This is a genomic window from Solilutibacter silvestris (genome assembly GCF_002895945.1).
Classification (GTDB): Bacteria; Pseudomonadota; Gammaproteobacteria; order Xanthomonadales; family Xanthomonadaceae; genus Solilutibacter; species Solilutibacter silvestris.
In genome coordinates this window covers 1-21,537 of the sequence record NZ_NPZB01000001.1, presented here as the reverse complement: position 1 = coordinate 21,537, position 21,537 = coordinate 1, and the positions used below count along the sequence as shown (strand labels likewise).

Genomic DNA, 21,537 nt, shown 5'->3' with positions numbered 1-21,537 from the left:
GCTGATATAGGATTCTCGATGCCGATTCGCAGCATGACCGCATTCGCTTCCGCCGAAGCGCCGACCGAGATCGGTACGCTCGCCTGCGAATTGCGCGCGGTCAACCATCGTTTCCTCGAACTCGGCGTGCGCCTGCCCGACGAGCTGCGCGTGCTGGAGCCTCAGTTGCGCGAACGCGTCGCGGCGAAAGTCTCGCGCGGCAAGCTCGAACTCTCGTTTCGCCTGCGCAGCAACGAAGGTGGCGACGCCCTGGCGATCGATGATGGCGTGGTCGCGCGCCTGTCGGAGCTCGCACAAAGCTTGTCGACACGCTTCCCCAATGCATCCACCGACATCACCGACGTGCTGGCGTGGCCAGGCGTGGTGCGGCGTCGCGATGTCGATGCCGAACACCTGCACCAACAGGCGCTGAAATTGCTGTCCGCGGTGGTGGACGAATTCGTCGCCGCGCGCGAACGCGAAGGCGCGAAACTGGCCGAGGTGATCCGCGATCGCGCCGATGCCATCGCCGTGCAGGTGGCGGAGGTACGCGCGTTGCTGCCGACGTTGCGCCATGCCCAGCGCGACAAGCTGCAGAAGCGCATGGCCGAATTCAGTGTGCCGGGCACGACGCTGGAGCCGGGCCGGATCGAGCAGGAACTGGTGCTGGCCCTGCAGAAGATCGATGTCGACGAGGAGCTCGATCGCCTCGACGCCCACCTGCAGGAATTGCGTCGTGCGCTCGGCCAGCACGAGCCGATGGGCCGTCGCCTCGATTTCCTGATGCAGGAATTCAACCGCGAAGCCAACACACTCGGCTCGAAATCGGTGGACCTGCGCAGCACCAATGCCGCCATCGAACTCAAGGTGCTGATCGACCAGGTGCGGGAGCAGGTCCAGAACATCGAATAGGCCACCACCGCAAACGCGGTACGATCCCTGTCCATCCACCCGTCGATCCCACATGCGCGGAACCCTCTACATGGTCGCGGCGCCCTCCGGCGCAGGGAAATCCAGCCTGGTGAACGCCGTGCTGGCACGCGATCCGACCATCAGCCTGTCGATCTCGTTCACCTCGCGCGGGCCGCGTCCCGGCGAGCGCCATGCCGAGCACTACCACTTCGTCGATGACGGCGAATTCCAGCGCATGATCGGTGCCGGCGACTTCTTCGAATACGCGCGCGTCCACGGCGACTGGAAGGGCACCGCGCGGCAGTCGGTGGAACCGCAGCTGGCCTTGGGCCGCGACGTGCTGCTGGAGATCGACTGGCAGGGCGCGCGCCAGGTGCGCGAGAAGGTGCCGGACGCGGTGAGCATCTTCATCCTGCCGCCCTCGCGCCAGGCGCTGGAGGATCGCATGCGCCGCCGCGCCCAGGACAGCGAGGAAACCATCGCCCGCCGCCTCGCCGCCGCGCGCGAAGAGATGAGCCATTACGGCGAGTTCGACTACGTGATCGTCAACGAGGATTTCGCGGTCGCGACCGAGGACCTCGCCAGCATCATCACCGCCAGCCGCCTGCGCCGCGAGGCCCAGATCGCCCGCCACGCCCGCCTGATCACCCAGTTATTGACCGATAACGGCTGACCAGCCATACTTCCCGGTCTACCCCGATTCCGGAGGGCGGCGTCTGCCGCCGCAAAGCCATGGCGCGTATCACTGTCGAAGACTGCATGGATGTGGTCGACAACCGTTTCGAACTGGTCGTGATGGCCGCCAAGCGCGCCCGCCAGTTGGCCAAGGGCGTCGAACCCAAGCTCGACAATCGCGAGCTGGACGACAAGCCGACCGTGCTGGCCCTGCGTGAAATCGCCGCCCGCAAGGTCGACTCCGCCTTCATCGACACCGTCGAGAAGTCCGAGAAGGCGCGCGCCGAGCGCGAAGCGATGGAATGGGCCGCCGCCGAAGTGGTTGGCGACGACGACATGTCCAAGGGCGACGACTGATCCGCCCGGCATCCAGTCACGCCTCGAAGGCCCCGCAACGCGGGGCCTTTTGCATTGGAGCGCGCGTTTGCAGATGCCGGATCGGTGCGCTGGCAGGCATTTTCGCCCGCGTCGCGGCAGTGTAGGCTCGGGCCATGGCGCCGCAATCGCTGCAATCGCCCGCTCCGCAACCGTCCGATCTGCCGGAAGACATGCGTGCGCTCGATGCCGCCGCGAGCTATCTCGATGACCACGACCGCAGCCAGTTGCACAAGGCATGGCGGATCGGCGCGGCCGCGCATGCCGGGCAGACGCGCAAATCCGGCGAACCCTACATCACCCATCCGGTGGCGGTGGCGCGGGTGCTGGCCGAACTCGGGCTGGACGCGGAAACGCTGATCGCGGCGATCCTCCACGACACCATCGAGGACACCCCGCTCGATCGCGATGATCTCGCCGCGCAGTTCGGCGAAACCGTGGCCGAACTGGTGGAAGGCGTCACCAAGCTGGACAAGCTCAAGTTCCGCGATCGACAGGAAGCCGCGGCCGAGAGTTTCCGCAAGATGATGCTGGCGATGTCGCGCGACCTGCGCGTCATCCTGATCAAGCTGGCCGATCGCCTGCACAACATGCGCACGCTCGGTTCGCAATCGCGCGAGGCGCGCGAACGCATCGCCCGCGAAACGCTCGAGGTCTACGCACCGATCGCGCAGCGCCTGGGCATGAACCTGGTCAAGGCCGAATTGCAGGATCTTGCCTTCAAGGCGCTGCACCCGTGGCGTTATGCCGCGCTGGAAAAACGCATCCGCCAGCAGCCGGCGGTGCGCCGCGAGGCGGTGATACAGGTCGAGGCGCAACTGGCGCAACGACTGACCAAGGAAGGATTGAAGCATCGCCTGGTGAGCCGGGTGAAATCGCCGTGGAGCATCTACACCAAGATGCGCGCCGAACGGAAATCGCTGGAACAGGTGATGGACGTGTTCGGCTTCCGCGTCATCGTCGATACCGTGCCCGATTGCTACCACGCGCTGGGCGTGGCGCACGCCACCTTCAAGCCGCTCGACGGGCGCTTCCGCGATTTCATCGCCATCCCCAAGGCCAACGGCTACCAGTCGCTGCACACGGTGTTGTTCGGGCCATACGGCGCGCCGATCGAAGTGCAGATCCGCACCCAGGACATGGATCTGGTGGCGGAACGCGGCATCGCCGCGCACTGGACCTACAAGCAGGGTGGCGATTCCAGCAGCGCGCTCAATCGCGCCAATGCGTGGATCGCCGGCGTGGTGGAATCGCAGAAGGCCACCGGCAATTCGCTGGAATTCCTCGAGAACGTCAAGGTCGAGCTGTACCCGGACGAGGTCTACGTGTTCACGCCGAAGGGTCGCATCCTCGCCCTGCCGCGCAGCGCGACCGCGCTCGATTTCGCCTACGCCGTGCATACCGACGTCGGCAACAACGCGGTGACCGCGCGCGTGGACGGACGGCTGGTGCCGTTGCGCACGCGCCTCACCAGCGGCCAGACGGTGGAGATCGTCACCGCGAAATCGGCGGCGCCGCAACCGCAGTGGCTGGACTACGTCACCACCGGCAAGGCGCGTGCGGCGATCCGCCAGCGGCTGAAACAGGTCGGGCACGAGGAGGCGGTGCAGCTCGGCCATCGCATGCTGGAAGCCGCGCTGGAAAGACTCGACAGTTCGATCGAACGCCTGCCCGCCGCGCAGCTCAAGCGCTATCTCTCCGACCACCGCTATCCGCGCCTGGAATCGTTGCTGGAAGACATTGCGCTCGGCAACCGCATTCCCAGCCAGGTGGCGCAGCACCTTTCCACCACGCCCGATCGCGACGGCCACGATACCCACGCCGTGCGTGCGCGCGATCGCATCCTGGTCTCCGGCAACGAAGGTGGCGTGATCAGTTTCGCGCAGTGCTGCATGCCGATCCCGTACGACTCGATCATGGGCTACCACACCACCGGCAAGGGCATCGCGGTGCATCGTTCGGATTGCCGCAACGTCAGCGAATACCGGCGCTCGCCCGAGCGTTGCGTCGAGATGGGCTGGGATCCCAACGTGACCGGCGACTATCTCGTCGGCATCCGCGTCGAAGCGGACAACCGCCCCGGTGTATTGGCGCAGATGGCCTCGGCGATCGCCGAAGCGGCATCCAACATCGACCGCGTCGATTACCTCGACCGCGACAACAGCGTCGCCACCGTGCGCTTCTACATCGAGGTGCACACCATGGACCACCTCGAGGAAGTCCGCCGCCGCCTGCGCCGCGTCGCCGCCGTGCACAACGTCGAACGGATCTGAGGCGAGCCCGCACCGGTCGCTCGTTACACTAGGTGCATCCACCAAGCCCGGAGCCGCCATGAGTCGCGTCCAAATCCATACCGATCGTGCGCCCGCCGCCATCGGCCCGTATTCGCAGGCGATGCGCTGCGGCGGCACCGTGTTCCTCTCCGGCCAGATCCCGCTCGACCCGGCAACGGGCGACATCGTCGACGGCGATTTCGCCGCGCAGGTGCGTCGCGCCTTCGACAACCTCAAGGCAGTGTGCGAGGCCAGCGGCGGCGAACTGCGCCAGATCGCGCGGCTCGGCCTCTACCTCGTCGACCTCTCCAACTTCGCCACGGTCAACGCGGTGATGGCGGAATTCTTCGACGCACCGTATCCGGCGCGTTCCACCATCGAAGTCTCCGGCTTGCCGAAAGGCGCGCAGTTCGAGGTCGACGCCATCCTCGTGCTCGAATAAGGACCAATGGCGCGAGCAGGCAAACCCGCGCCGGCATTGGCGGCGGCCGGCAATGCCGCCATCGCCACGTTGCCTGGCGTCGGCCCGCAGATGTCGGCGAAACTGGCCGAACGCGGGCTGGAAACGCTGCAGGACCTGTGGTTCTGGCTGCCGCGTGGCTATGAGGACCGCACGCGACTAACGCCGATCCGCGCGCTGCAACCGGGCGTCGCCGCGCAAGTGGAAGGAACCGTGCAAGCCGTCGAACGCGGGTTCCGTTATCGCCCGCAACTGAAGGTCGCGCTGACCGACGACTCGCGCGGCACGCTGGTGATGCGCTTCTTCCACTTTCGTTCGCAACAGGCCAACCAGTTCCTGCCGGGCACGCGTGTGCGCGTCTTCGGCACACCACGCCCGGGCCAGCTCGGACTGGAGATGGTGCATCCCAGTTACCGCATCCTTGGCGATGAAGACGCGACATTGAGTGATCGCCTCGACCCGGTCTATCCGCAACTCGAAGGCGTCACGCCGGCGGCGTTGCGACGATTGATCGGCGAAGCGTTGAAGCGCCTGCCTGATGATGCCGAACTCGAACTGCTGCCGGCGGAATTGGCGCGGGCGCTGCATCTGCCGGGATTGCGCGATGCCTTGTTGACCTTGCATCGTCCGCCCGCCGATGCCGATCTCGATGCCCTGCAATCCGGCCATCATCCCGCGCAACGACGGCTGGCGCTGGAGGAAATGCTGGCGCACCACCTCAGCCTGCGCCGCCAACGCATCGCCATGCAAAAACATGGCGCGATTCCACTGGGGAAATCGTCGCGATTGGCCGAACGCCTGCGCGCAGCGTTGCCGTTCGCGCTGACCGCGGCGCAGGAACGCGTCTTCGACGAAGTGCGCGACGATCTCGCCCATCCGCATCCGATGCTGCGACTGGTACAGGGCGATGTCGGCAGCGGCAAGACCGTGGTGGCGGCGTTGGCGGCATTGCTGGCGATCGAAGCGGGGCGCCAGGCCGCGCTGATGGCGCCGACAGAATTGCTCGCCGAACAGCACTACGACACCTTGCGTGGCTGGCTGGAACCACTCGACATCCGCGTTGCTTGGCTGGCGGGAAAAGTCGGCGGCAAGGCGCGCGCAGCGACGCTGGACACCATCGCCAACGGCGCGGCGCAGCTGGTGGTCGGCACGCACGCCTTGATGCAGGAAGGCATCGCCTTCCACGATCTCGCGCTGGCCATCGTCGACGAACAGCATCGCTTCGGCGTGCAGCAACGCCTGGCATTACGCGACAAAGGACGGGCAGGCGTGGATGATGCGTCGTCGCCGGCTTCTCATAAGCGTGTACCGCACCAGTTGGTGATGACCGCGACGCCGATTCCGCGCACCTTGGCGATGGCGGCCTACGCCGACCTCGATGTCTCGGTGATCGACGAACTGCCGCCCGGGCGCACGCCGGTGCAGACCATCGTGCTGACCTCGGAACGCCGTCCCGATCTGGTCGAACGCATCCGCGCCGCCTGTGCCGAAGGTCGCCAGGCCTATTGGGTCTGCACCTTGATCGACGACTCCGACGAAGTGATCGCGCAGGCCGCGCAGGGCACCTACGAGGCGTTGGTCGCGCAACTTCCGAAATTGCGGGTCGGGCTGGTACACGGGCGCATGAACGCGCGCGACAAACAGGCCGCGATGCTCGATTTCAAGGCCGGCAAGACCGACCTGCTGGTCGCCACCACCGTGATCGTTTCCCTAGAAACTTGCCCTCGCCGCAAATCTTGTCAAAATCGGAGATTCCCTTCGGATTTTGAGGTTAATGAGTTAGTTTGTCATGCGCGTCGCGGTCGACACAAGGCCCTGACCACGTCAAGGGCCATCCCATGCTGAGTTTAGGCAAACTCAAGTCGTTAGGGTTGAGCGAGCCTTGGCAAGTCCCTCTGTACCTTCCTACGGGTTATTTGGACTGCCGAACAGTCGTTAGGGACTTTTCTGAACGGTTTGTTGAGGGCCAACGGATTGTCGTGGTTGGACGATTTGGCAACGACCTGTTTACCGAATGGAAGAGTTCACGTCGCGGCGCGAAAAGATCACCGTTGTCTCGTGCTTCGCTCCTCGATGAGCGTGGGCAACGATTCAAATTCAGTTTCTTCGGTGATCCCCGAGGATTCGAGGCGAAGGCCCGGACGCACGACGAGCTGTGTCTGGCGGGAACTGTCGTAATCGTTGGAGGGAAGCCATTCCTGAATGGGCCAACCTTGCTCGAAGCTAGCGAAGTGGGTCGGCTACTACCGACGTATCCGGGTCGTACCGGTGTGCTGGGATCAGACGCTGTGCGCAGACTGATTGCAGAACGGCTTGAGCAATCAATCCCGATAGCAGCGACATTCCTGAGAGAACGAGTTGGATCAATCGTGCAAGGGGCGCGCTTGCGTCAACTCGTGCGGTGCACTGAATGGACGCTAGAACAAGTACTCGAGCGGGTGCACAGTCCAGCTGATCTGGAGGAGGCCGAGGAGGCACACGCAATCCTCGCGCGAGTGGCGGCACTTATCTCGGTGCAAGACCTCAAGGAGACTTGCGCACTACCCGAGGTTTCCCGTCCCCCATTGCTGTGTGAGGGCTGGGAAGCGCTATTGGAATCGATACCTTTCGTGCTGACGGACGAGCAAGAAGCCGGCATTCATCACCTTGTGAGTATGCTGCAAACCCCTAGAACATCGGTGAGCCTGATTAATGCGGATGTCGGGGTGGGCAAGAGCATTGTCTATCAGTCGGCTGTGGCCTATGTGGCGCGAGCGGGCGGGCGATGCGCGGTGTTACTCCCGCACGAGCGTCTAGCCGAGCAAGCATTCAAAGAGATTCGCGATCTCTGGCCAGATTTGAGTCCGGTCTGGGTCAATAAGAATCTTGACCGTGACATTTCCGGGGAACGTGTCTTGGTGGGAACAACGGCACTGTTGTTCCGCGAGATCGGGCCCATCGATTTGTTTGTCACGGACGAACAGCATCGATTCTCTGTTGAGCAGCGCAGAGCGTTGGTCGATCAACGCACACACATTATCGAAGTAAGCGCAACGCCTATTCCACGGACCCAAGCCATGTTGATGTACGGATCTGTCAATGTGATTCGTCTGACGAAATATCATTCTCCACGAAATATAAGAACCCGAATCGTGCAGAGGGACGAGGCAAGGGTCATGGTTCAAGAAGTGAAAGATCTTCTTCGTGATCCGGATTGTCGCCTTCTCATTGTCTGTCCACGAAAGGAACCGTCAGAGGAGGAGCAAGAGGACATTTACCCGCTTCCCTCCGTGCAAGAGGTAGCTGAAAAGTGGGAAGCACTATTCCCGGGGAAAGTGCGCGTCGCGCACAGCGGGGCAGACCAAGAGGAAAACCGACGTGCCTTGGCGGATGTGGATGCGGGGCGTGCCCAAATAATCATAAGCACTACCATTGTTGAAACCGGAGTAAACATAAGAGGTTTGCGCGTGCTTGTATTGCTGCATGCAGAGCGATTTGGTGTAGCACAGACGCATCAGCTTCGTGGCCGGTTAAGTCGTCACGGTGGAGACGGGTGGTGCTTCCTTTATCTTCCACGACCTATTGGTGAAACGGCGATGACTCGACTTCAAGCAATTGCATCAACCAATGACGGACTGCGACTTGCGGAACTTGACATGCGGACACGAGGCGTAGGAGATCTTTCGGTGGTGGGGAAAAGGCAACACGGGAGCGCGGATTCTGTGATCTTCAATAAAACCGTGTCAGCTGAACTATTGGCAGAGATGTTGGAGGAGGTGACGAGCGCTCCGAAGAAATAGCTTCGGTGATGGTCTTGGCCAAACTTCGTCGGCTGAACCTTTGTACATGGCTCTGCATTTTGAGAGTAGGAATATCAGCTTAGTGTTGGATAGAACCTGAGTCCATCAGCCCCCATCCATTCTGGCGGGTTACCCGCAGGATCGAACGTTGTAATGTCTAAAGGGCGATTGAACGAATCCAGTTTGCCTCCACGTTGAAGGCAAAGCGCAATCGCTCGTGCTGCGCGCTCAGCGTTATCAGGAGAGACACCTAGTATGATGACCAAGCCTCTGGATGTTTCATTTGGGGTTTCTCCGACTTCCAAGAGAAAGCCAGATTTGATCATTTCAAGCGCAGTGCATGTGGCACGAAGGGCATCGATGAACCACTCGGGAACATCAGCTGGTGAAGAGACGTATACCTGCCGCTCGGATTCAACGCAGGACTTTTCCACACGCGACACAAATCCGGTATCTAAAAGTGACTGAATCTCTTCCGGATAAATGACAGCACCCCCATCGTTGGGGTTCACCATGAAGGTCGCACCGTTCGAGCCAGCAAATAGTTCCCGGCCAGTCGTGGCGAGGATACGCGCGGCAGTTCCAGCAGCAACTTGAGCTTTTCTTAGAGATGTGAAAAACGGCAATGCCATGAAGCCATTCGGGTGAGGAAAGGTGAGCAGGCGTAACCGAGGATGGTCATCGGAGAGAGGCGCGTGAACATAGACAACAGAATTGAGAAGCACCTGGAAGAATCTCGCCTCAGCATCGTGTGAAATCCTTGCTTCTTCCATTAATGCTTCTAGGGATGCTTCGTCCATTTTTTGTCTTTTACTCAGTGGGTTTTGGTTGCTCAGTAAGAGTTGGAGGCGCGTCCTGAGATGGATCATTCTGTCGCCGTGTCCGGAGGACAAATTCGAGTGCTGATCGCTGACCGCCTGTTGCTACCTTCTCCGCTGATGGATCCTGACTCCGCTTTGGCTTGACCTGTTCCGAGTAGGTCTCTAAGAACATCGCCGTGTGGTATCGAAATTTTCTGGCCTCCGAGGGCAATGGAATCCCCAGTTGCTGCGCAATGAGCTGTGCATAGGTCAGTTGTGCTTGGGTGGGCTCTCGGATGTCCCAGTCAACGCATTGTGGAAGGACCAATTGGAGTTGTTGTGCCACGCGGTTGGCGAATTTCTCTCTTTCCTTGGAGGTTTTGAGTCTCTCCCACTGGATCGCGAAAGCTTCCTCGACCTGAAGAGGAACGAAGACCTCAAGAGACATTTCCACCCCTGGCATTACCAAATACAGGGACATGGCTCGACCGATCGAAAAGAGATATAAATATAGCCTATGTTTATGGTAGTAGCCATAAAGGTAGGGGTCGGTGACGCTTCACGTCATGGGCACCGACACTTTGCAATCCAGAATTGGGGTCGCCATTCGGGCGAGGCGCGAGGCGATGGGGATCAGCCAAGAAGACTTCGCTGATCATATCGAAATGCACCGAGCCTATTACGGCACCATCGAACGAGGTAGAAGAAATTTGACTTTGGTCACATTGGAGAAAATTGCAGTTGGCCTTGGGATCCCACCTTCCCGACTGCTAAAGGAGGCCGGAAGCTAAGTTTTTACCAACGGTTTTTTTGAATTGAAAGATCACTTGAATATAAATGCGGTTAGCAACGACATCGGCTCAAATCAGCGCTCTGCGTAGTGTTCTTGGGGAGTTGGGTCATCCTGAAAAGCTCGTGCGGATTGCGGTCGTCGCTAGCACTACTTGAAGCTTAAGCTACCGTTGCCATTCCTGAATTTATAGCTTCTTTGCTTTAGTATCACGCAATATCACAAAATGCGCCAATGGAACAGAGGGGCCTTATGGAGAACATCGAAGATATCCTTCCAGCGTTGGAAAAGCGCGCACATGGGCAACGTAATGCATCTCTTCTTTTCCATTTTACCTACTCCAAGCTGGATGTCCGCGGTATATTTTTCGGTCGACCTTTGACTCTGCTTGTTGGGATCCCAAAAAAGAATGTCGGCTGGCAATGTGATGTATCCAACGGTCGCGTTTCTGAAAGAATTCCTTCGGAGGCCTATCGGGTCATCGGCGATGTACTGGTTGGGCCAGAAGGAGAACGATCTAATGCAGCATTCTTCAGGCAGCTCAAGCAAGCACTGGCCCAAGCAGCATCCAGCAATGAGCTCGATAATTGCTCAGTTACAGATGAGCAAATTCTCACACTACTGAAGGCATGCAGGACCGGAGACAAAGCGTATGATCCGGACGGCGAACGTCCTTTTTTCGATCACTGGCGTAGAGTCAGACCCGGTAAGGATTCTCTGAATAAGATTCAGCGCCATTTCGGACGTTCTGTCCGAGAATTCTGTTATCAACACGCTGTGACCGGAGTTTGGACGGCCGAGCCAAAATCCTCCAGCTTGTTGTTCCTGACACCCGACATCGCCACCAAAGAAATCACGAGGGCGAAGTGCACCTAGCAACTAAGTTAATCGCGATATCATCGCCTCACTGAGCTGGCAATCTACTTATCGGACTGTTCAGATTTCCGGGACCAGCTCTGCTTTGCATTAAAAGCAAGCACGACTGCGGTCGTATCTGCACTTTGTGGGGATTAGCGTATACCCTGACCAATTCAATTCTTTAGCACTGTTTGGGCATTCTATGTGTTCGGAACTAGCTTCTTCATCTGGCCAGAAAAATCTAGGAGAGGCCTCTTTGCTGCAACCCAACATTCTTTCAACGACATCCTCTCCATTGCCCTTACTTTGTTCTTTAGGCTTCCCAAGCTCAGCGCGAAAGACGTCAGCGGATAGTTGCATGTGCCGGGTCGAATGCATCACACGACCGATCGACTATGGCTAGACCGCGGGCCAGTTTGATCAATTGCGGATCGGTGCCGACCGGCGGAAACCGACCCGAAGCAGTCCTTCAATGTCTACGAAAAACTGGCCGGTCCAGTGCCGCGTTTCGGGTATCGACGCATGGCGGCGTGGCTGGCGTTGAGCGGGGTTCCCATGCGGCTACGCGTGCACTCGGCCTGAACATTCCGCGTCTTGGCCGCGGCGGCGGCGTTCTGGCAGCCTGTCGCGGTTGATGTGCCTCTTGGCAAGCCTGCGTTCGTGCGCACGGACAATGGTTTCGCGTTCACCGCAGCCAAGGTGATGTGCTGGCTGCGCGATGTCGCGATCGGCCCTGCGTTCATCGCACCGGGCAGTCTCTGGCAGAACCGCTTCGTCGAAAGCTTCAACGGCAAGCTGCGTGATGAGCTGCTCAAACCGCGAGTGGTTCCGCAGCCGCGCCGAAGCCAAGGCGCTGATCGAACGTTGGCGGCAGTTCTACAACGAACAGCGGCCGCACAGCGTGCATAGCTACAAGACCCGGGCCAGCGTTCGCCCAACTTGGCAGGAGCCCGATACCATCCCGTAGCCCTCACCGCATAACTGGATACAAATTAAATGCGTAGGTCATTATGTCTATTGTTGTCCCGGTTTAAGTTGCGTGTCAGACGTGGATGCTGGTGGCATACGGTACAGTAATTTAGGATTAACCTTTGTGCCTTCTGAGAGCCGAAACTGACCTTCAGTTATCACCTTCTCACCCACGCGCAGGCCACTGGAGATCACTACGCGGCTATCATCCACTTCTTCTCCTTGGGTAACTTCGCGCAGAGTAACCGTGTTGTCCGCCTTCATGACGTACACAGAGTCCCCAGCTTTACCTCTGAAAATAGCCGTAGAAGGTACTACCACAGCATCAGGTAATTCACCGATTTTCAGTCGAACATTGACGAACTGCCCAGGCCACAACGCCTCATCAGCATTTAGGAACTGCGCGCGTAGGCGGAATGTCCCATTACCTGCGCTGATCTGGTTATCAATGACCTGCAGATCTCCGCTAGGATCGATCACGTGCGCGTTATTGCGATCTAATGCAGCTGTTGGCAATGGTGATTTCTTTTTGGCTGTCCGTACTCGATCAAGATATTGTTCCGGCAAACTAAATGTCACGTAGATTGGTTGTACTTGCGTAATCGTGACAATCTGACTGGATGTGCTAACTACATTGCCTGCGTCTACGCCTCGAATCCCGGTTATGCCGTTGATCGGTGCGGTGATCCGGGTATAGCCCAATTGCACCTTGCCCTGATCTATGTTCGCCTGTGCTGCTGCAACGGCGGCGGTGTATTGCGCCACTTGATTGTGTAAGTTCGTCAGATCGCTTTTCGCCACATACTGGCGGTACTCAGGAGAATTAGCTCTTCTGTAGTTCGATTGTGCTGTAGACAGCAGGGACTGATTCTGCTGCCGAATGGCCAGCACCTGATCGTATTGCGCCCGCAGTGTACGCGAATCAATTTCCGCTAATAAGTCTCCCTTGCGCACCTGCTGCCCTTCGTGGAAATTTACGCTGAGCAACTCCCCACCAACCTGTGGGTTGACAGTGACCGTACTGTAGGCTGTGACCGTTCCCAATGCAGTTAAGTAGATAGGCACTTTTTCCTGAATCGCAGCTACGACGGTAACCGGCTCCTTAACCTTATCGTCACTTCCGTCGGCGACAGCGGCTTTGTCGGCCACTATTGCAGTCTGCGCGCTGCCGACGTTCCGTCCGCATCCGCCTAGGATCAAGCCCGACAATGTTAAAGCCACTGCCGGCGGCAAGGCCCTATGAAAAGTTATTTTTAATGATCTAAGCATGCAACAGGGATTCCCAAGGGAGCAGCAGCAATCAAATCCGACGCATAGGGCACATTGAATTTGGGAAATGCATTGGGCTATTGGTTAGCTAACTGATGGACTGATAGGCAATACAATAATGGTGTTGACGATTTAGCATGTCGGCTTCGCCCAAACAAGGCCGGAGTTGGCCGTCTGCAGTCGTGGAAGAGTCTGGGGGGATCCGGTGGAGAAGGGAAGTGTCTCGGGCGGCGCCCCTCCAATGCCTATGTCGGTTGCGTTGCCAACCAAGGTAAGCAACAATCACGAGTAATTATGAATTATGCCAGAATCAAACATCGATCGAGATGTCGGAAACATGGTCGTCTCTATTGACGCTACGAAATTCGTGTTCTCTGGCCTGCCTCCATCGGAATTTCGGTCGCCGGTTGGTGGACGATCAGATTGAAGGGCCGTGCAGGAGTGTTATGGATGAATCCAGCAACTATGCCATCGTCGATTTTCGCAAAGGACAAGCATAGCTATGAGGTTTGAGAAGATCGGCGTGGTCGGCGCCGGAGTCATCGGAAGGAGCGTCGCACAGGCCCTCGCGCAGACGGGACATGATGTCGTGCTCATTGATACCAACCGGGCAGCGCTCGACAGCGCCCGAAAGTCTATTGCCGACGGGTTGCGATTTGCCGCATTCAGTTGCCCGGCGCTTCGTAAGGCCGATCATGGCGAGATCCTCTCACGGATCCGTGGGACGACTGACCATGGCGAATTGGCCGAGATTGGCTTCGTCATCGAGAATACTACCGAGGACTGGGGGGTCAAGGAAGATGTGTACCGTTCATTGGATGAGGTGTGCTATCCAGAGTGCGTCTTCGTCGTAAACACATCTGCAATTTGTATCGCACGGGTCGCGAAGGTCGCAACGAGGCATCCCCACATTATCGGCATGCATTTCATGAATCCCGTGCCGCTCAGGCGCCATGTCGAGGTGGTCGTCAGTGATGTCACCTCACAGTTCGCGGTGGATGCCGCGAACGATATGCTGGCGCAGCTAGGCAGCCGAGCCATAGTGGTTCGTGACAAGCCGGGATTCGTGTCTAACCGTGTGATGATGCTCATGATCAACGAGGCCATCGCCGTGCTGGAGGACGATACGGCGAGTGCCACCAATGTAGATGCAATCTTTGTGAATTGTTTCGCCCACAAGATGGGTCCTCTGGCAACCGCCGATCTGATCGGGCTTGACACCATCATGCGCACGCTCGAGGTGCTGCGGGACAGTTTCAATGATGCGAAGTTCGAGCCCCGTCCACTGCTTCGCCGCATGGTGAGCGACAACAGACTCGGGCGGAAATCCGGAGTGGGATTTTTCGACTACGGCCAAGAGGGCGAAGCTATCCATGGACCATAGACTGCGGATAAGGGAATATTTGAAAAGGAACATCGGTCAGTCGATGGCCGACGACGAAGATATCTTCAGCACAGGGCTGGTGAATTCTCTTTTCGCCCTGCAACTCGTCGACTTTATCCAGAACGAGTTCAAGGTGACGGTGGATAACGAGGATCTCGATCTTGACAACTTCTTGTCGGTCGATGCAATGGATTCGTTCGTCACCCGAAAACTTGGGAGTGTCGCGGCATAGTGGACCTGCGCCTTACCGACGCCCAGCAGGATGCTAAGGAAAGGGCGAAACGTTTCGCCGCAGAACATATCGTTCCTGTCGCGGGCGACATCGATCGTCAGCGAGTTATGTCTGCTGAGCTACTAGGCACTTTGCGCTCCAACGGCTGGTTGAGTGCTGCACTACCAGCAGAGTGGGGGGCGGGCAATATGGATGCGCTGGCCTATGGTGTGGTAACCGAAGAGATTGGTAAGGCGTGTTCGTCCGTGCGCAGCTTCATGACGGCTCATAACATGGCTGCGCATGCATTGGTCCGTTTTGGTACCCCCGAACAGAAAGCGCGATGGCTTCCCGACATCTGCTCGGGCAGGAAGATCATCGCCTTCGCCCTGACGGAGGAGGAGGTGGGTAGCGCGGGGAATTCCATTGCCACCGACGCCCAGGACCAGAGATCGCACTATCGGGTTAACGGCACCAAGGTCTGGATCACTGCAGGTCTCGTAGCAGATCTCTTCCTCATCTTTGCTCAGGATGGCGGCAGGCCTATCGCGCTTGTGGTTGAACGCGGCCATCCCGGATTCACAACGGAACCGATGATGGAAGTCTTGGGGGTACGGGGCGCCATGCTTGCGCGTCTGTGTTTCGAGGACGTTGAGATACCCATGTCCCAGCGAATAGGTCCGGTAGGGGCGGGCATAGCCTTCGTCGCGAACGCAGCGCTAGACCAAGGACGGTTCTCAATCGCATGGGGCGCAGCCGGTGTCGTTTGGGCATGCCTAGACGCTTGTCTTTCCTATGCCGTGCATCGGAAACAGGCGGGGCACTCCCTCGCAGAGTTTCAACTTGTCAGGCGACAGCTAACCGACATGCTGCTGGCTCATACCACGGCACGTGCCCTCTGCTGTCGCAGTGCATTTTTCCGGATGGAAGGTGATCCACGCGCCGTCATGGAAACGACGCTGGCGAAATACCATGCGGCGCAGGCCGCTGTCCGGGTGGCCAACGACGCGGTGAGGTTACACGGCGCTAATGGCTACAGCATCGGCTACTCTGTCGAACGATACCTGCGTGATGCTACGGTCCTCGAGATTATCGAGGGCACGCGGGAAATACATCAGGTCGGACTTGCATCCTATGCACTCCAGTCGCCCCATGTCGATTTCTGATCTTAACGGCGGTGCAGAAGATCGGCACGCCCAAAAGACGATCAAGTGTCTAGTCTGGGACCTTGATGATACCCTCTGGCAAGGCAAGCTCCTGAATGGAGAGGCGCGTGAACTCAAGAAAGGCGTCGCCGAAGTAGTCAGACAACTGGATGAAAGAGGCATCCTTCAGTCCGTGGCGAGTAAGAACGATTACGCCGCCGCGTGGCCTGTGGTCGAGGCTTTCGGTTTGGCGGAATTCTTCCTCCATCCTCAAATCTCATGGGCGGGCAAGGCCGACGCGGTGCGTACAATTGCCGAGAGGCTTGGCATTGGACTCGATACAGTAGCTTTTATAGACGATCAGGCCGCCGAGCGGGACGAGGTTGCGTTCTACCTGCCTCAGGTAAACGTTATTGATGCCACGGAAATCCCGGGGTTGCTCGATCGTGCGGAATTCCGGCTCGATGTCGTCACGGATGAGGCTCGCATGCGCCGCTTGATGTATCGCACAGATATAGCTCGGGTCGAGGCAGAGAAGAGCTTCACGGGATCCCGCGGCGCGTTCTTGTCGACGCTGGGCATGCGAATGTCAATCCTGCCAGCCGCCGACGGCGACCTGCAGCGTGCGGAGGAGCTCACACTGAGGACCAATCAGCTCAACACGACTGGTCTCACCTATTCCTATGAGGAACTCGAGGACCTGGCTCGCTCTCCGGATCATCTGTTGTTAGTTGCGAAACTCGAGGATCGCTATGGCAGCAGCGGGATCATTGGGTTGGCTCTGGTCGAGACCAGTGCCACAATCTGGACAATACGGCTCTTGATCATGTCTTGTCGGGTGATGACTCGGGGTGTGGGAACGGTGCTGCTCGGTCACCTGCTTCGCAAGTCAGCCAATGCAGGCGTGCGATTGCGTGCCTCTTTTGTTCATACTGACCGCAACCGGCAGATGTATGTGACATACAAGTTTGCAGGATTTCGTGAAGTATCTCAGGACGCGGCTGGACTTCTTCTGGAACATGACTTGAAGCGGATCCATCCGTTTCCAGACTATGTAAAGTTGGTGAGCGAGCTGGACAACGCCCTGCTTGATTGAAGCCTTGATCCATTCGTTCTATACGGTCGGTCTTTAGGACGGACAGTTCGACAAGACAAGGAGGGGATTGATGTGTGTAGGCCACCTTTCGTTTCAATGCATCACATGGTAAGTATACCAACTACGGATGCGGGTATAGTCACGGGTCGTGGCCCAGAGGTGCTCCGATTCGTCATGCGTGGAGTCGAGATCCATTCGGTAGAAGGAACGTCACAATGAAAAAACTGAGTGATCGCTTTACGACGACGGGATTAACCCGTCTTTATCTAAGTTTTGTCGGTTTGGTGGTGGCTGCCATAATCGTCATCTTGCTCCTGTACTTCGGTGCCTATGATAGTGGCGTTTTAGTAGTAGCTTTGATGGTGGTTTGCCTTGTGCCGCTTATCGCTCATCCCGTATTTTCTGTCACGAATAGCGTAATACGACTTTTCGTTCGCTCGCTGCCCCTGTCGGCTATCGATGCAGACAATGTTGCTGCTGAAAATACGACCTTGGTAGTAATTCCTGATCTTATTCTAGACAGTCAGAAGATCGATGCACTCGCGGATCGTATCCGTGACCATTTCTTGGCCAACGATGATCCAAACGTCTTCTTCGGTGTGCTGACTGATTGGGGCGACGCACCTACAGAACATTTGCCCACCGATGACGAGCAACTGTCGCAGATCCAACATCGGATCAGTGAGCTGAACGAAACATATGGATCGGCGAATCGCCGTCCCTTCTTCCTGCTTCATCGTGGGAGGCGATGGAATGCCTATGATTCTGTATGGATGGGATACGAACGCAAGCGTGGAAAGCTAGAGGACCTTAACGATTTCATCCTACGCGGAAACGCGTCGCACTTCCCTGTTGTTGAAGGCGACATCTGTGCATTAAGAAGAGCAAAGTACGTCATTACTTTGGATAATGACACCCGTCTGCCCCCCGGAGCTGCCCTTCAGCTAATTTCTATCTTGGCGCACCCCGCCAATGAACCAAGGATGGATGGTACGAGCGTTGTATCCGGTCATGGCATCCTGCAACCCAGGATGATGGCGAGCATACCGACCGGTGCCGCATCCTGGTTCGAGCGCTTCTGGGTTAGACAGCGCGGGACCGATCCGAAGAAGCTTCATTTCGACATCTTTCAGGACTTCTTCGGAGAGGGATGTTTCACGGGCGTAGGCATCTACGAGGTGGCTGCCTTCGACATGTCGTTGCGGGGCATGATTCCGGAAAACCACCTGCTGAGCCACGACGTCGTCGAGGGATGCTTCGCTCGCGCCGGATGGGCGGGCAATGTCATCTTGTACGAAACTGTTCCGCCCACCTACCACGCAGCGTCCAGGCGCCACCACCGCTGGATGCGGGGCGACTGGCAGAACGGGACCTGGCTCTTTCCATCGGTACCGTCTGCTACCGGACGGCGAAAAAACACTTTCAGTTTGTTGTCCCGCTGGAAGATATTAAAATGCATACTTGCCAGCCTATTCCCAGCATCCATCGCGCTGCTCCAGTTCCTCTGCGTAATGACAGACCGGACGTATCGCAGCGCTATTGTATCGCTGGCGTCGGTGCTTATTCCGATTGTCGTGGTCGTCATCGTGAAGAAAGTCCAAGGAGCACAGACCTCATTCCGCACTTATAAGGATTGCGCTGTCTACGCCTTCATAACAGTCGCGTTTGCCCCATTCGAGGGCGCGCGCAATGTAGATGCCGCCTGCAGAGCGATCTATCGCATCGCCGGTTCCAAGCGTCGTGGACTGGAGTGGGTGCCCTCTAGTGAATACGACGCCGATGATCTTGGCGTAATGGGCTATGTGCGATACATGTGGATCTCCCCAGCTGCTGCACTACTGCTTGCAGTATGGGTGCACATCTGGTCGGCAAGTTGGAATCCACTAATCGTTGCAGTCATCTGCGCTTGGGCGGTTGCGCCGTTCGTCGCCTGGCAAATGAGCCAGCGATACGAGGAGGTCACGATCGAACAGGTGGCGTCGGATTCGAATCACGAAGCTATTAATTGAACCGGATGCGCGGGGCCATCCGGCGCAAGTCACCCAGCAAGAGAACGTATCTGGATATGGAAAGAATCGCCATACTGATTCATGAGCTCGCGCCCGACCCGCAGACCTACCTGCTCGGTCTGCTTATGGCCGAATGGCGAAGTATGGGATATGACGTGCAAGTCCTTCGAGGTGTCGACAGGTATCTATCTGCCGATCTGTTGATCCCGCACTTGGACATGACTGTCGTTCCGCGCGAATACTTTGCCTTCATGCAGAGATTTCCGCGGACCATCAATGCATCGGTAGTTGACATATCAAAATCCAAGATCAGTACGAATCTCTTGAGTAGGGACTCGCCCTATTGCGGTCCGGTGATCGTCAAGACCGACCGGAACTTCGGCGGTATGCCCGAATTGCGTCTTCGATCTGGGCAACATGCGATCCTCGGAGAGAGGGTCAACAACGCCGTTGGGAAGCTTAGCAAGCTGATTACGGGGGAAGTGCCTTGGAGATGTATACGGGAACTTAAGACCAGCGAATACCGAGTATTCTCATCGCTTGGCAATGTCCCCAGAAGCATATTTAGTAATAAGAACTTGGTTGTGGAACGCTTTTTGCCTGAACGAGTAGGGACGAACTATGCCGTTCGGTACTACTGGTTTTGCGGCGATCGGGAGATCAGTTATCGGCTTACGTCGACCCAGCCCATCATCAAAGTATCGAATACAGTTAAGTTGGAAGAGGTGCCCGTCCCGCCGGCATTACGAACCATACGGAAGAATCTTGGCTTCGAATTTGGCAAGTTCGACTATGTGCTGAAGGACGATGAAGTCGTACTGTTCGATGCCAATCGCACGCCTGGTGGTTCGTTCGTCAAGCACTTGCATTGCAAAGAGCTTCACTCGCTTGGAAAGGAATTGTGCCACGGTATCCGCTCGTTGTTTGATGGCGAAACAATCATGAACTGTGCGAGGACCGACGGTTCGCCCGTGAGTGAGGGCATGGCTTCGTAGGTTCAAATATGCTGGGTGAAACCACGCCCATAACCTGTCGCTCCAAGATGGCAAAGAACAGGAGAAAGTGCTGTGTACTGGCAATTGGTAACGCCGCAGGCAGGTCACAAATGGCACCGAGCGGATAGTCCGTTGGTTCGTCCTGTCAACCCGATCAAGTTCTTAACAAGGGCGACCTGCGCGTATTCCATCGGCAGTTGTTTTGCTGTGAATATTAATCTGTGGCTAAAGTTTCAGGGGTTCGATCTTCCAGATGTCTCCTGGGGCGTCCATTACAATAGTCGCACCATACTCTATGAACTGCGTCGTGCGGTGGGACTACCAGCGCCCAGTATCGACTGGCGGGTTCGCAAGGCTGATGGTAGCCAAGCCTACGACGATCCATTGCGCCATTGCGTCGATGCCCAGAGCGCCGAAGAGTTGGTCGAAACAAAGTTGAGAACAGCCACGGACTCTATGCGAGCCTTTGAAAAGGCGGATGCGTTCTTTATCACGCTAGGCCTTTCCGACATCTGGGAGGCGCAGATCAGTGGTGAAATAATCACATTGAATCGTGCGCCCTATCTGGGTGCAGAGATCTTGGGCAAATCGTCTGACATGCATATTGTGAATCGTTTCCTGACGGTCGACGAGTGTGTTGAGGATATGCGGCAGGTCGTTGGACTGATCCGTGCGCATAAGCCACCTAACACCCCTATCGTGTTTAGCGTCTCGCCAACGCCTCTCAAACACGCCGACGATGGCTATCATCCGCAAGTAGCAAACAGTCGATCAAAATCGACGTTACTTGCTGCGATGTTCATTCTTCTCGACGAGACGAAGGAAGACACGCACATCTCCTATTTCCCTGCGTATGAGTTTTTCCAGACCAATCCAATGGGAATTTCGCTTTGGCAAAGTGACGAGCGACATCCGAGCGCAGAGGCAGTCAATCATGTCGCCGAGGCTTTCTTGGCGGCATATTCCCAAGAACAAGTCCGGGTCAAACCCGGCTTTATCGGCATCTGATGATGCGATTTGTGTGTGTGACTGTAGAAGTGATTGAATCGCCCGGGCTTGAGTAGCCATTTCCAAGTCGTACAATACAACAACGACGGATGCGTGTATGAGTGGCAAGCAGTATCCGGATTGAGGCAAGGTCGTGGTGGCCAAGCAAGTGGCGGAACAGAGTCGGTCTGTGCGCGACGTGGCGAGCTGGTTAGGAGTCAGTACCGACCCGCTTTATGCGTGTATACACGAGCAGCGGAAGGTCCCGCAGGCACAACAAGGCGATGCCGAGTACTGGCTGATAACCGCAAACTGCAAACCGAGCTGTGGCGCATGACCGAGGAGCGCGACATCCTAAAAAAGCCACCGCATGGTGCGAGCGAAGTACGCCTTCATTCAAGTGCATTGACCTGAAACGAATTGTGTAGTTATTCTAGAGGAAAGTGGACCGCCCAGCCTTTCGTAGACACCCAGGAGCCATAATTCATGGCAACGGCAGAGGTGTTGATGAGCAGCAAGCGATATACGGATGAGTTCAAGGCCGAAGCAGTCAAGCAGGTGCTCGATCGCG

The 21,537-nt window shown here is 57.3% G+C and carries 18 protein-coding genes and 2 pseudogenes; 17 read left to right on the top strand and 3 right to left on the bottom strand.

Annotated elements, in window-relative coordinates:
• The first annotated feature begins 33 nt into the window (after positions 1-33).
• The 7 genes and pseudogenes from Lysil_RS00105 (at position 34) to Lysil_RS13325 (ending at position 8,453) form a co-directional block, all read left to right on the top strand.
• Positions 34-891 (top strand): YicC/YloC family endoribonuclease, encoded by an 858-nt coding sequence (locus Lysil_RS00105; RefSeq protein WP_103074881.1) that lies wholly within the window; start codon positions 34-36, stop codon positions 889-891.
• Between the two features lie 52 nt (positions 892-943).
• Positions 944-1,564 carry a guanylate kinase gene (gene gmk, locus Lysil_RS00100; RefSeq protein WP_103073576.1) on the top strand — a complete coding sequence of 207 codons (621 nt, stop codon included), beginning with the start codon at positions 944-946 and terminating at the stop codon, positions 1,562-1,564.
• A 59-nt stretch (positions 1,565-1,623) separates the two neighbouring features.
• A complete protein-coding gene (gene rpoZ / locus Lysil_RS00095) occupies positions 1,624-1,923 on the top strand; it encodes a DNA-directed RNA polymerase subunit omega (RefSeq protein WP_103073575.1) in 300 nt (99 codons plus the stop codon).
• Between the two features lie 191 nt (positions 1,924-2,114).
• Positions 2,115-4,214 (top strand): RelA/SpoT family protein, encoded by a 2,100-nt coding sequence (locus Lysil_RS00090; protein ID WP_425477139.1) that lies wholly within the window; start codon positions 2,115-2,117, stop codon positions 4,212-4,214.
• A gap of 58 nt (positions 4,215-4,272) precedes the next feature.
• A complete protein-coding gene (locus Lysil_RS00085; protein WP_103073573.1) occupies positions 4,273-4,656 on the top strand; it encodes a RidA family protein in 384 nt (127 codons plus the stop codon).
• Positions 4,657-4,662: 6 nt separating this feature from the next.
• Positions 4,663-6,378 (top strand): annotated as a pseudogene (locus tag Lysil_RS00080) (ATP-dependent DNA helicase RecG); the annotation flags it as partial.
• A gap of 905 nt (positions 6,379-7,283) precedes the next feature.
• A complete protein-coding gene (locus Lysil_RS13325; RefSeq protein ID WP_165782325.1) occupies positions 7,284-8,453 on the top strand; it encodes a DEAD/DEAH box helicase in 1,170 nt (389 codons plus the stop codon).
• 74 nt (positions 8,454-8,527) lie between these two features.
• On the opposite strand, the gene Lysil_RS00070 is transcribed toward Lysil_RS13325, so the two are convergent.
• Together Lysil_RS00070 and Lysil_RS13320 are read right to left on the bottom strand one after the other, a co-directional pair.
• The gene (locus Lysil_RS00070) at positions 8,528-9,253 is read right to left on the bottom strand and encodes an SseB family protein (RefSeq protein WP_165782324.1); all 726 of its coding nucleotides are present in this window, start codon (positions 9,251-9,253) and stop codon (positions 8,528-8,530) included.
• Between the two features lie 10 nt (positions 9,254-9,263).
• Positions 9,264-9,734 carry a hypothetical protein gene (locus tag Lysil_RS13320; protein ID WP_165782323.1) on the bottom strand — a complete coding sequence of 157 codons (471 nt, stop codon included), beginning with the start codon at positions 9,732-9,734 and terminating at the stop codon, positions 9,264-9,266.
• An 85-nt stretch (positions 9,735-9,819) separates the two neighbouring features.
• Here Lysil_RS13320 and Lysil_RS00060 point away from each other — a divergent pair, with 85 nt between their 5' ends.
• The 3 genes and pseudogenes from Lysil_RS00060 to Lysil_RS13675 form a co-directional block, all read left to right on the top strand.
• Positions 9,820-10,044, top strand: coding sequence for a helix-turn-helix domain-containing protein (locus Lysil_RS00060; RefSeq protein WP_103073568.1), 225 nt, complete (start codon positions 9,820-9,822; stop codon positions 10,042-10,044).
• A 251-nt stretch (positions 10,045-10,295) separates the two neighbouring features.
• Positions 10,296-10,919 (top strand): hypothetical protein, encoded by a 624-nt coding sequence (locus Lysil_RS13095; RefSeq protein WP_129588322.1) that lies wholly within the window; start codon positions 10,296-10,298, stop codon positions 10,917-10,919.
• Positions 10,920-11,546: 627 nt separating this feature from the next.
• Positions 11,547-11,868, top strand: a pseudogene (locus Lysil_RS13675) (integrase core domain-containing protein); the annotation flags it as partial.
• 47 nt (positions 11,869-11,915) lie between these two features.
• On the opposite strand, the gene Lysil_RS00045 reads toward Lysil_RS13675, so the two are convergent.
• A complete protein-coding gene (locus Lysil_RS00045; RefSeq protein WP_103073566.1) occupies positions 11,916-13,139 on the bottom strand; it encodes an efflux RND transporter periplasmic adaptor subunit in 1,224 nt (407 codons plus the stop codon).
• Positions 13,140-13,641: 502 nt separating this feature from the next.
• On the opposite strand from Lysil_RS00045, the gene Lysil_RS00040 reads away from it, so the two are divergent.
• The 7 genes from Lysil_RS00040 to Lysil_RS00005 all read left to right on the top strand — a co-directional run bounded on the left by Lysil_RS00040 (position 13,642) and on the right by Lysil_RS00005 (position 20,987).
• Positions 13,642-14,523 carry a 3-hydroxyacyl-CoA dehydrogenase family protein gene (locus Lysil_RS00040; RefSeq protein ID WP_103073565.1) on the top strand — a complete coding sequence of 294 codons (882 nt, stop codon included), beginning with the start codon at positions 13,642-13,644 and terminating at the stop codon, positions 14,521-14,523.
• Positions 14,524-14,566: 43 nt separating this feature from the next.
• Complete coding sequence (locus Lysil_RS00035) at positions 14,567-14,755, top strand: hypothetical protein (protein WP_205756836.1); 189 nt, start codon at positions 14,567-14,569, stop codon at positions 14,753-14,755.
• Entirely contained in the window at positions 14,755-15,900 is a 1,146-nt protein-coding gene (locus Lysil_RS00030; protein WP_103073563.1) for an acyl-CoA dehydrogenase family protein, read from the top strand. The genes Lysil_RS00035 and Lysil_RS00030 overlap by 1 nt, the downstream gene beginning before the upstream one ends.
• Entirely contained in the window at positions 15,887-16,975 is a 1,089-nt protein-coding gene (locus tag Lysil_RS00025; protein WP_103073562.1) for an HAD-IIIC family phosphatase, read from the top strand. The genes Lysil_RS00030 and Lysil_RS00025 overlap by 14 nt, the downstream gene beginning before the upstream one ends.
• A gap of 215 nt (positions 16,976-17,190) precedes the next feature.
• The gene (locus Lysil_RS00015) at positions 17,191-18,984 is read left to right on the top strand and encodes a hypothetical protein (RefSeq protein ID WP_129588321.1); all 1,794 of its coding nucleotides are present in this window, start codon (positions 17,191-17,193) and stop codon (positions 18,982-18,984) included.
• Positions 18,981-19,979, top strand: coding sequence for a hypothetical protein (locus Lysil_RS00010; protein WP_129588320.1), 999 nt, complete (start codon positions 18,981-18,983; stop codon positions 19,977-19,979). The genes Lysil_RS00015 and Lysil_RS00010 overlap by 4 nt, the downstream gene beginning before the upstream one ends.
• Positions 19,980-20,051: 72 nt before the next feature.
• A complete protein-coding gene (locus Lysil_RS00005) occupies positions 20,052-20,987 on the top strand; it encodes a GSCFA domain-containing protein (protein WP_103073558.1) in 936 nt (311 codons plus the stop codon).
• Positions 20,988-21,537: the final 550 nt, after the last annotated feature.

What these genes read in the sequence shown, in the direction of transcription:
- Lysil_RS00105 (WP_103074881.1), top strand. Translation starts at nt 34, where the DNA reads ATGACCGCATTCGCTTCCGCCGAAGCGCCGACCGAGATCGGTACGCTC.
- Lysil_RS00060 (WP_103073568.1), top strand. Translation starts at nt 9,820, where the DNA reads ATGGGCACCGACACTTTGCAATCCAGAATTGGGGTCGCCATTCGGGCG.
- Lysil_RS00035 (WP_205756836.1), top strand. Translation starts at nt 14,567, where the DNA reads ATGGCCGACGACGAAGATATCTTCAGCACAGGGCTGGTGAATTCTCTT.
- Lysil_RS00015 (WP_129588321.1), top strand. Translation starts at nt 17,191, where the DNA reads ATGAAAAAACTGAGTGATCGCTTTACGACGACGGGATTAACCCGTCTT.
- Lysil_RS00090 (WP_425477139.1), top strand. Translation starts at nt 2,115, where the DNA reads ATGCGTGCGCTCGATGCCGCCGCGAGCTATCTCGATGACCACGACCGC.
- Lysil_RS00085 (WP_103073573.1), top strand. Translation starts at nt 4,273, where the DNA reads ATGAGTCGCGTCCAAATCCATACCGATCGTGCGCCCGCCGCCATCGGC.
- Lysil_RS00040 (WP_103073565.1), top strand. Translation starts at nt 13,642, where the DNA reads ATGAGGTTTGAGAAGATCGGCGTGGTCGGCGCCGGAGTCATCGGAAGG.
- rpoZ (WP_103073575.1), top strand. Translation starts at nt 1,624, where the DNA reads ATGGCGCGTATCACTGTCGAAGACTGCATGGATGTGGTCGACAACCGT.
- Lysil_RS00070 (WP_165782324.1), bottom strand. Translation starts at nt 9,253, where the DNA reads ATGGACGAAGCATCCCTAGAAGCATTAATGGAAGAAGCAAGGATTTCA.
- Lysil_RS13320 (WP_165782323.1), bottom strand. Translation starts at nt 9,734, where the DNA reads ATGTCCCTGTATTTGGTAATGCCAGGGGTGGAAATGTCTCTTGAGGTC.
- gmk (WP_103073576.1), top strand. Translation starts at nt 944, where the DNA reads ATGCGCGGAACCCTCTACATGGTCGCGGCGCCCTCCGGCGCAGGGAAA.
- Lysil_RS00045 (WP_103073566.1), bottom strand. Translation starts at nt 13,139, where the DNA reads ATGCTTAGATCATTAAAAATAACTTTTCATAGGGCCTTGCCGCCGGCA.
- Lysil_RS13095 (WP_129588322.1), top strand. Translation starts at nt 10,296, where the DNA reads ATGGAGAACATCGAAGATATCCTTCCAGCGTTGGAAAAGCGCGCACAT.
- Lysil_RS00025 (WP_103073562.1), top strand. Translation starts at nt 15,887, where the DNA reads ATGTCGATTTCTGATCTTAACGGCGGTGCAGAAGATCGGCACGCCCAA.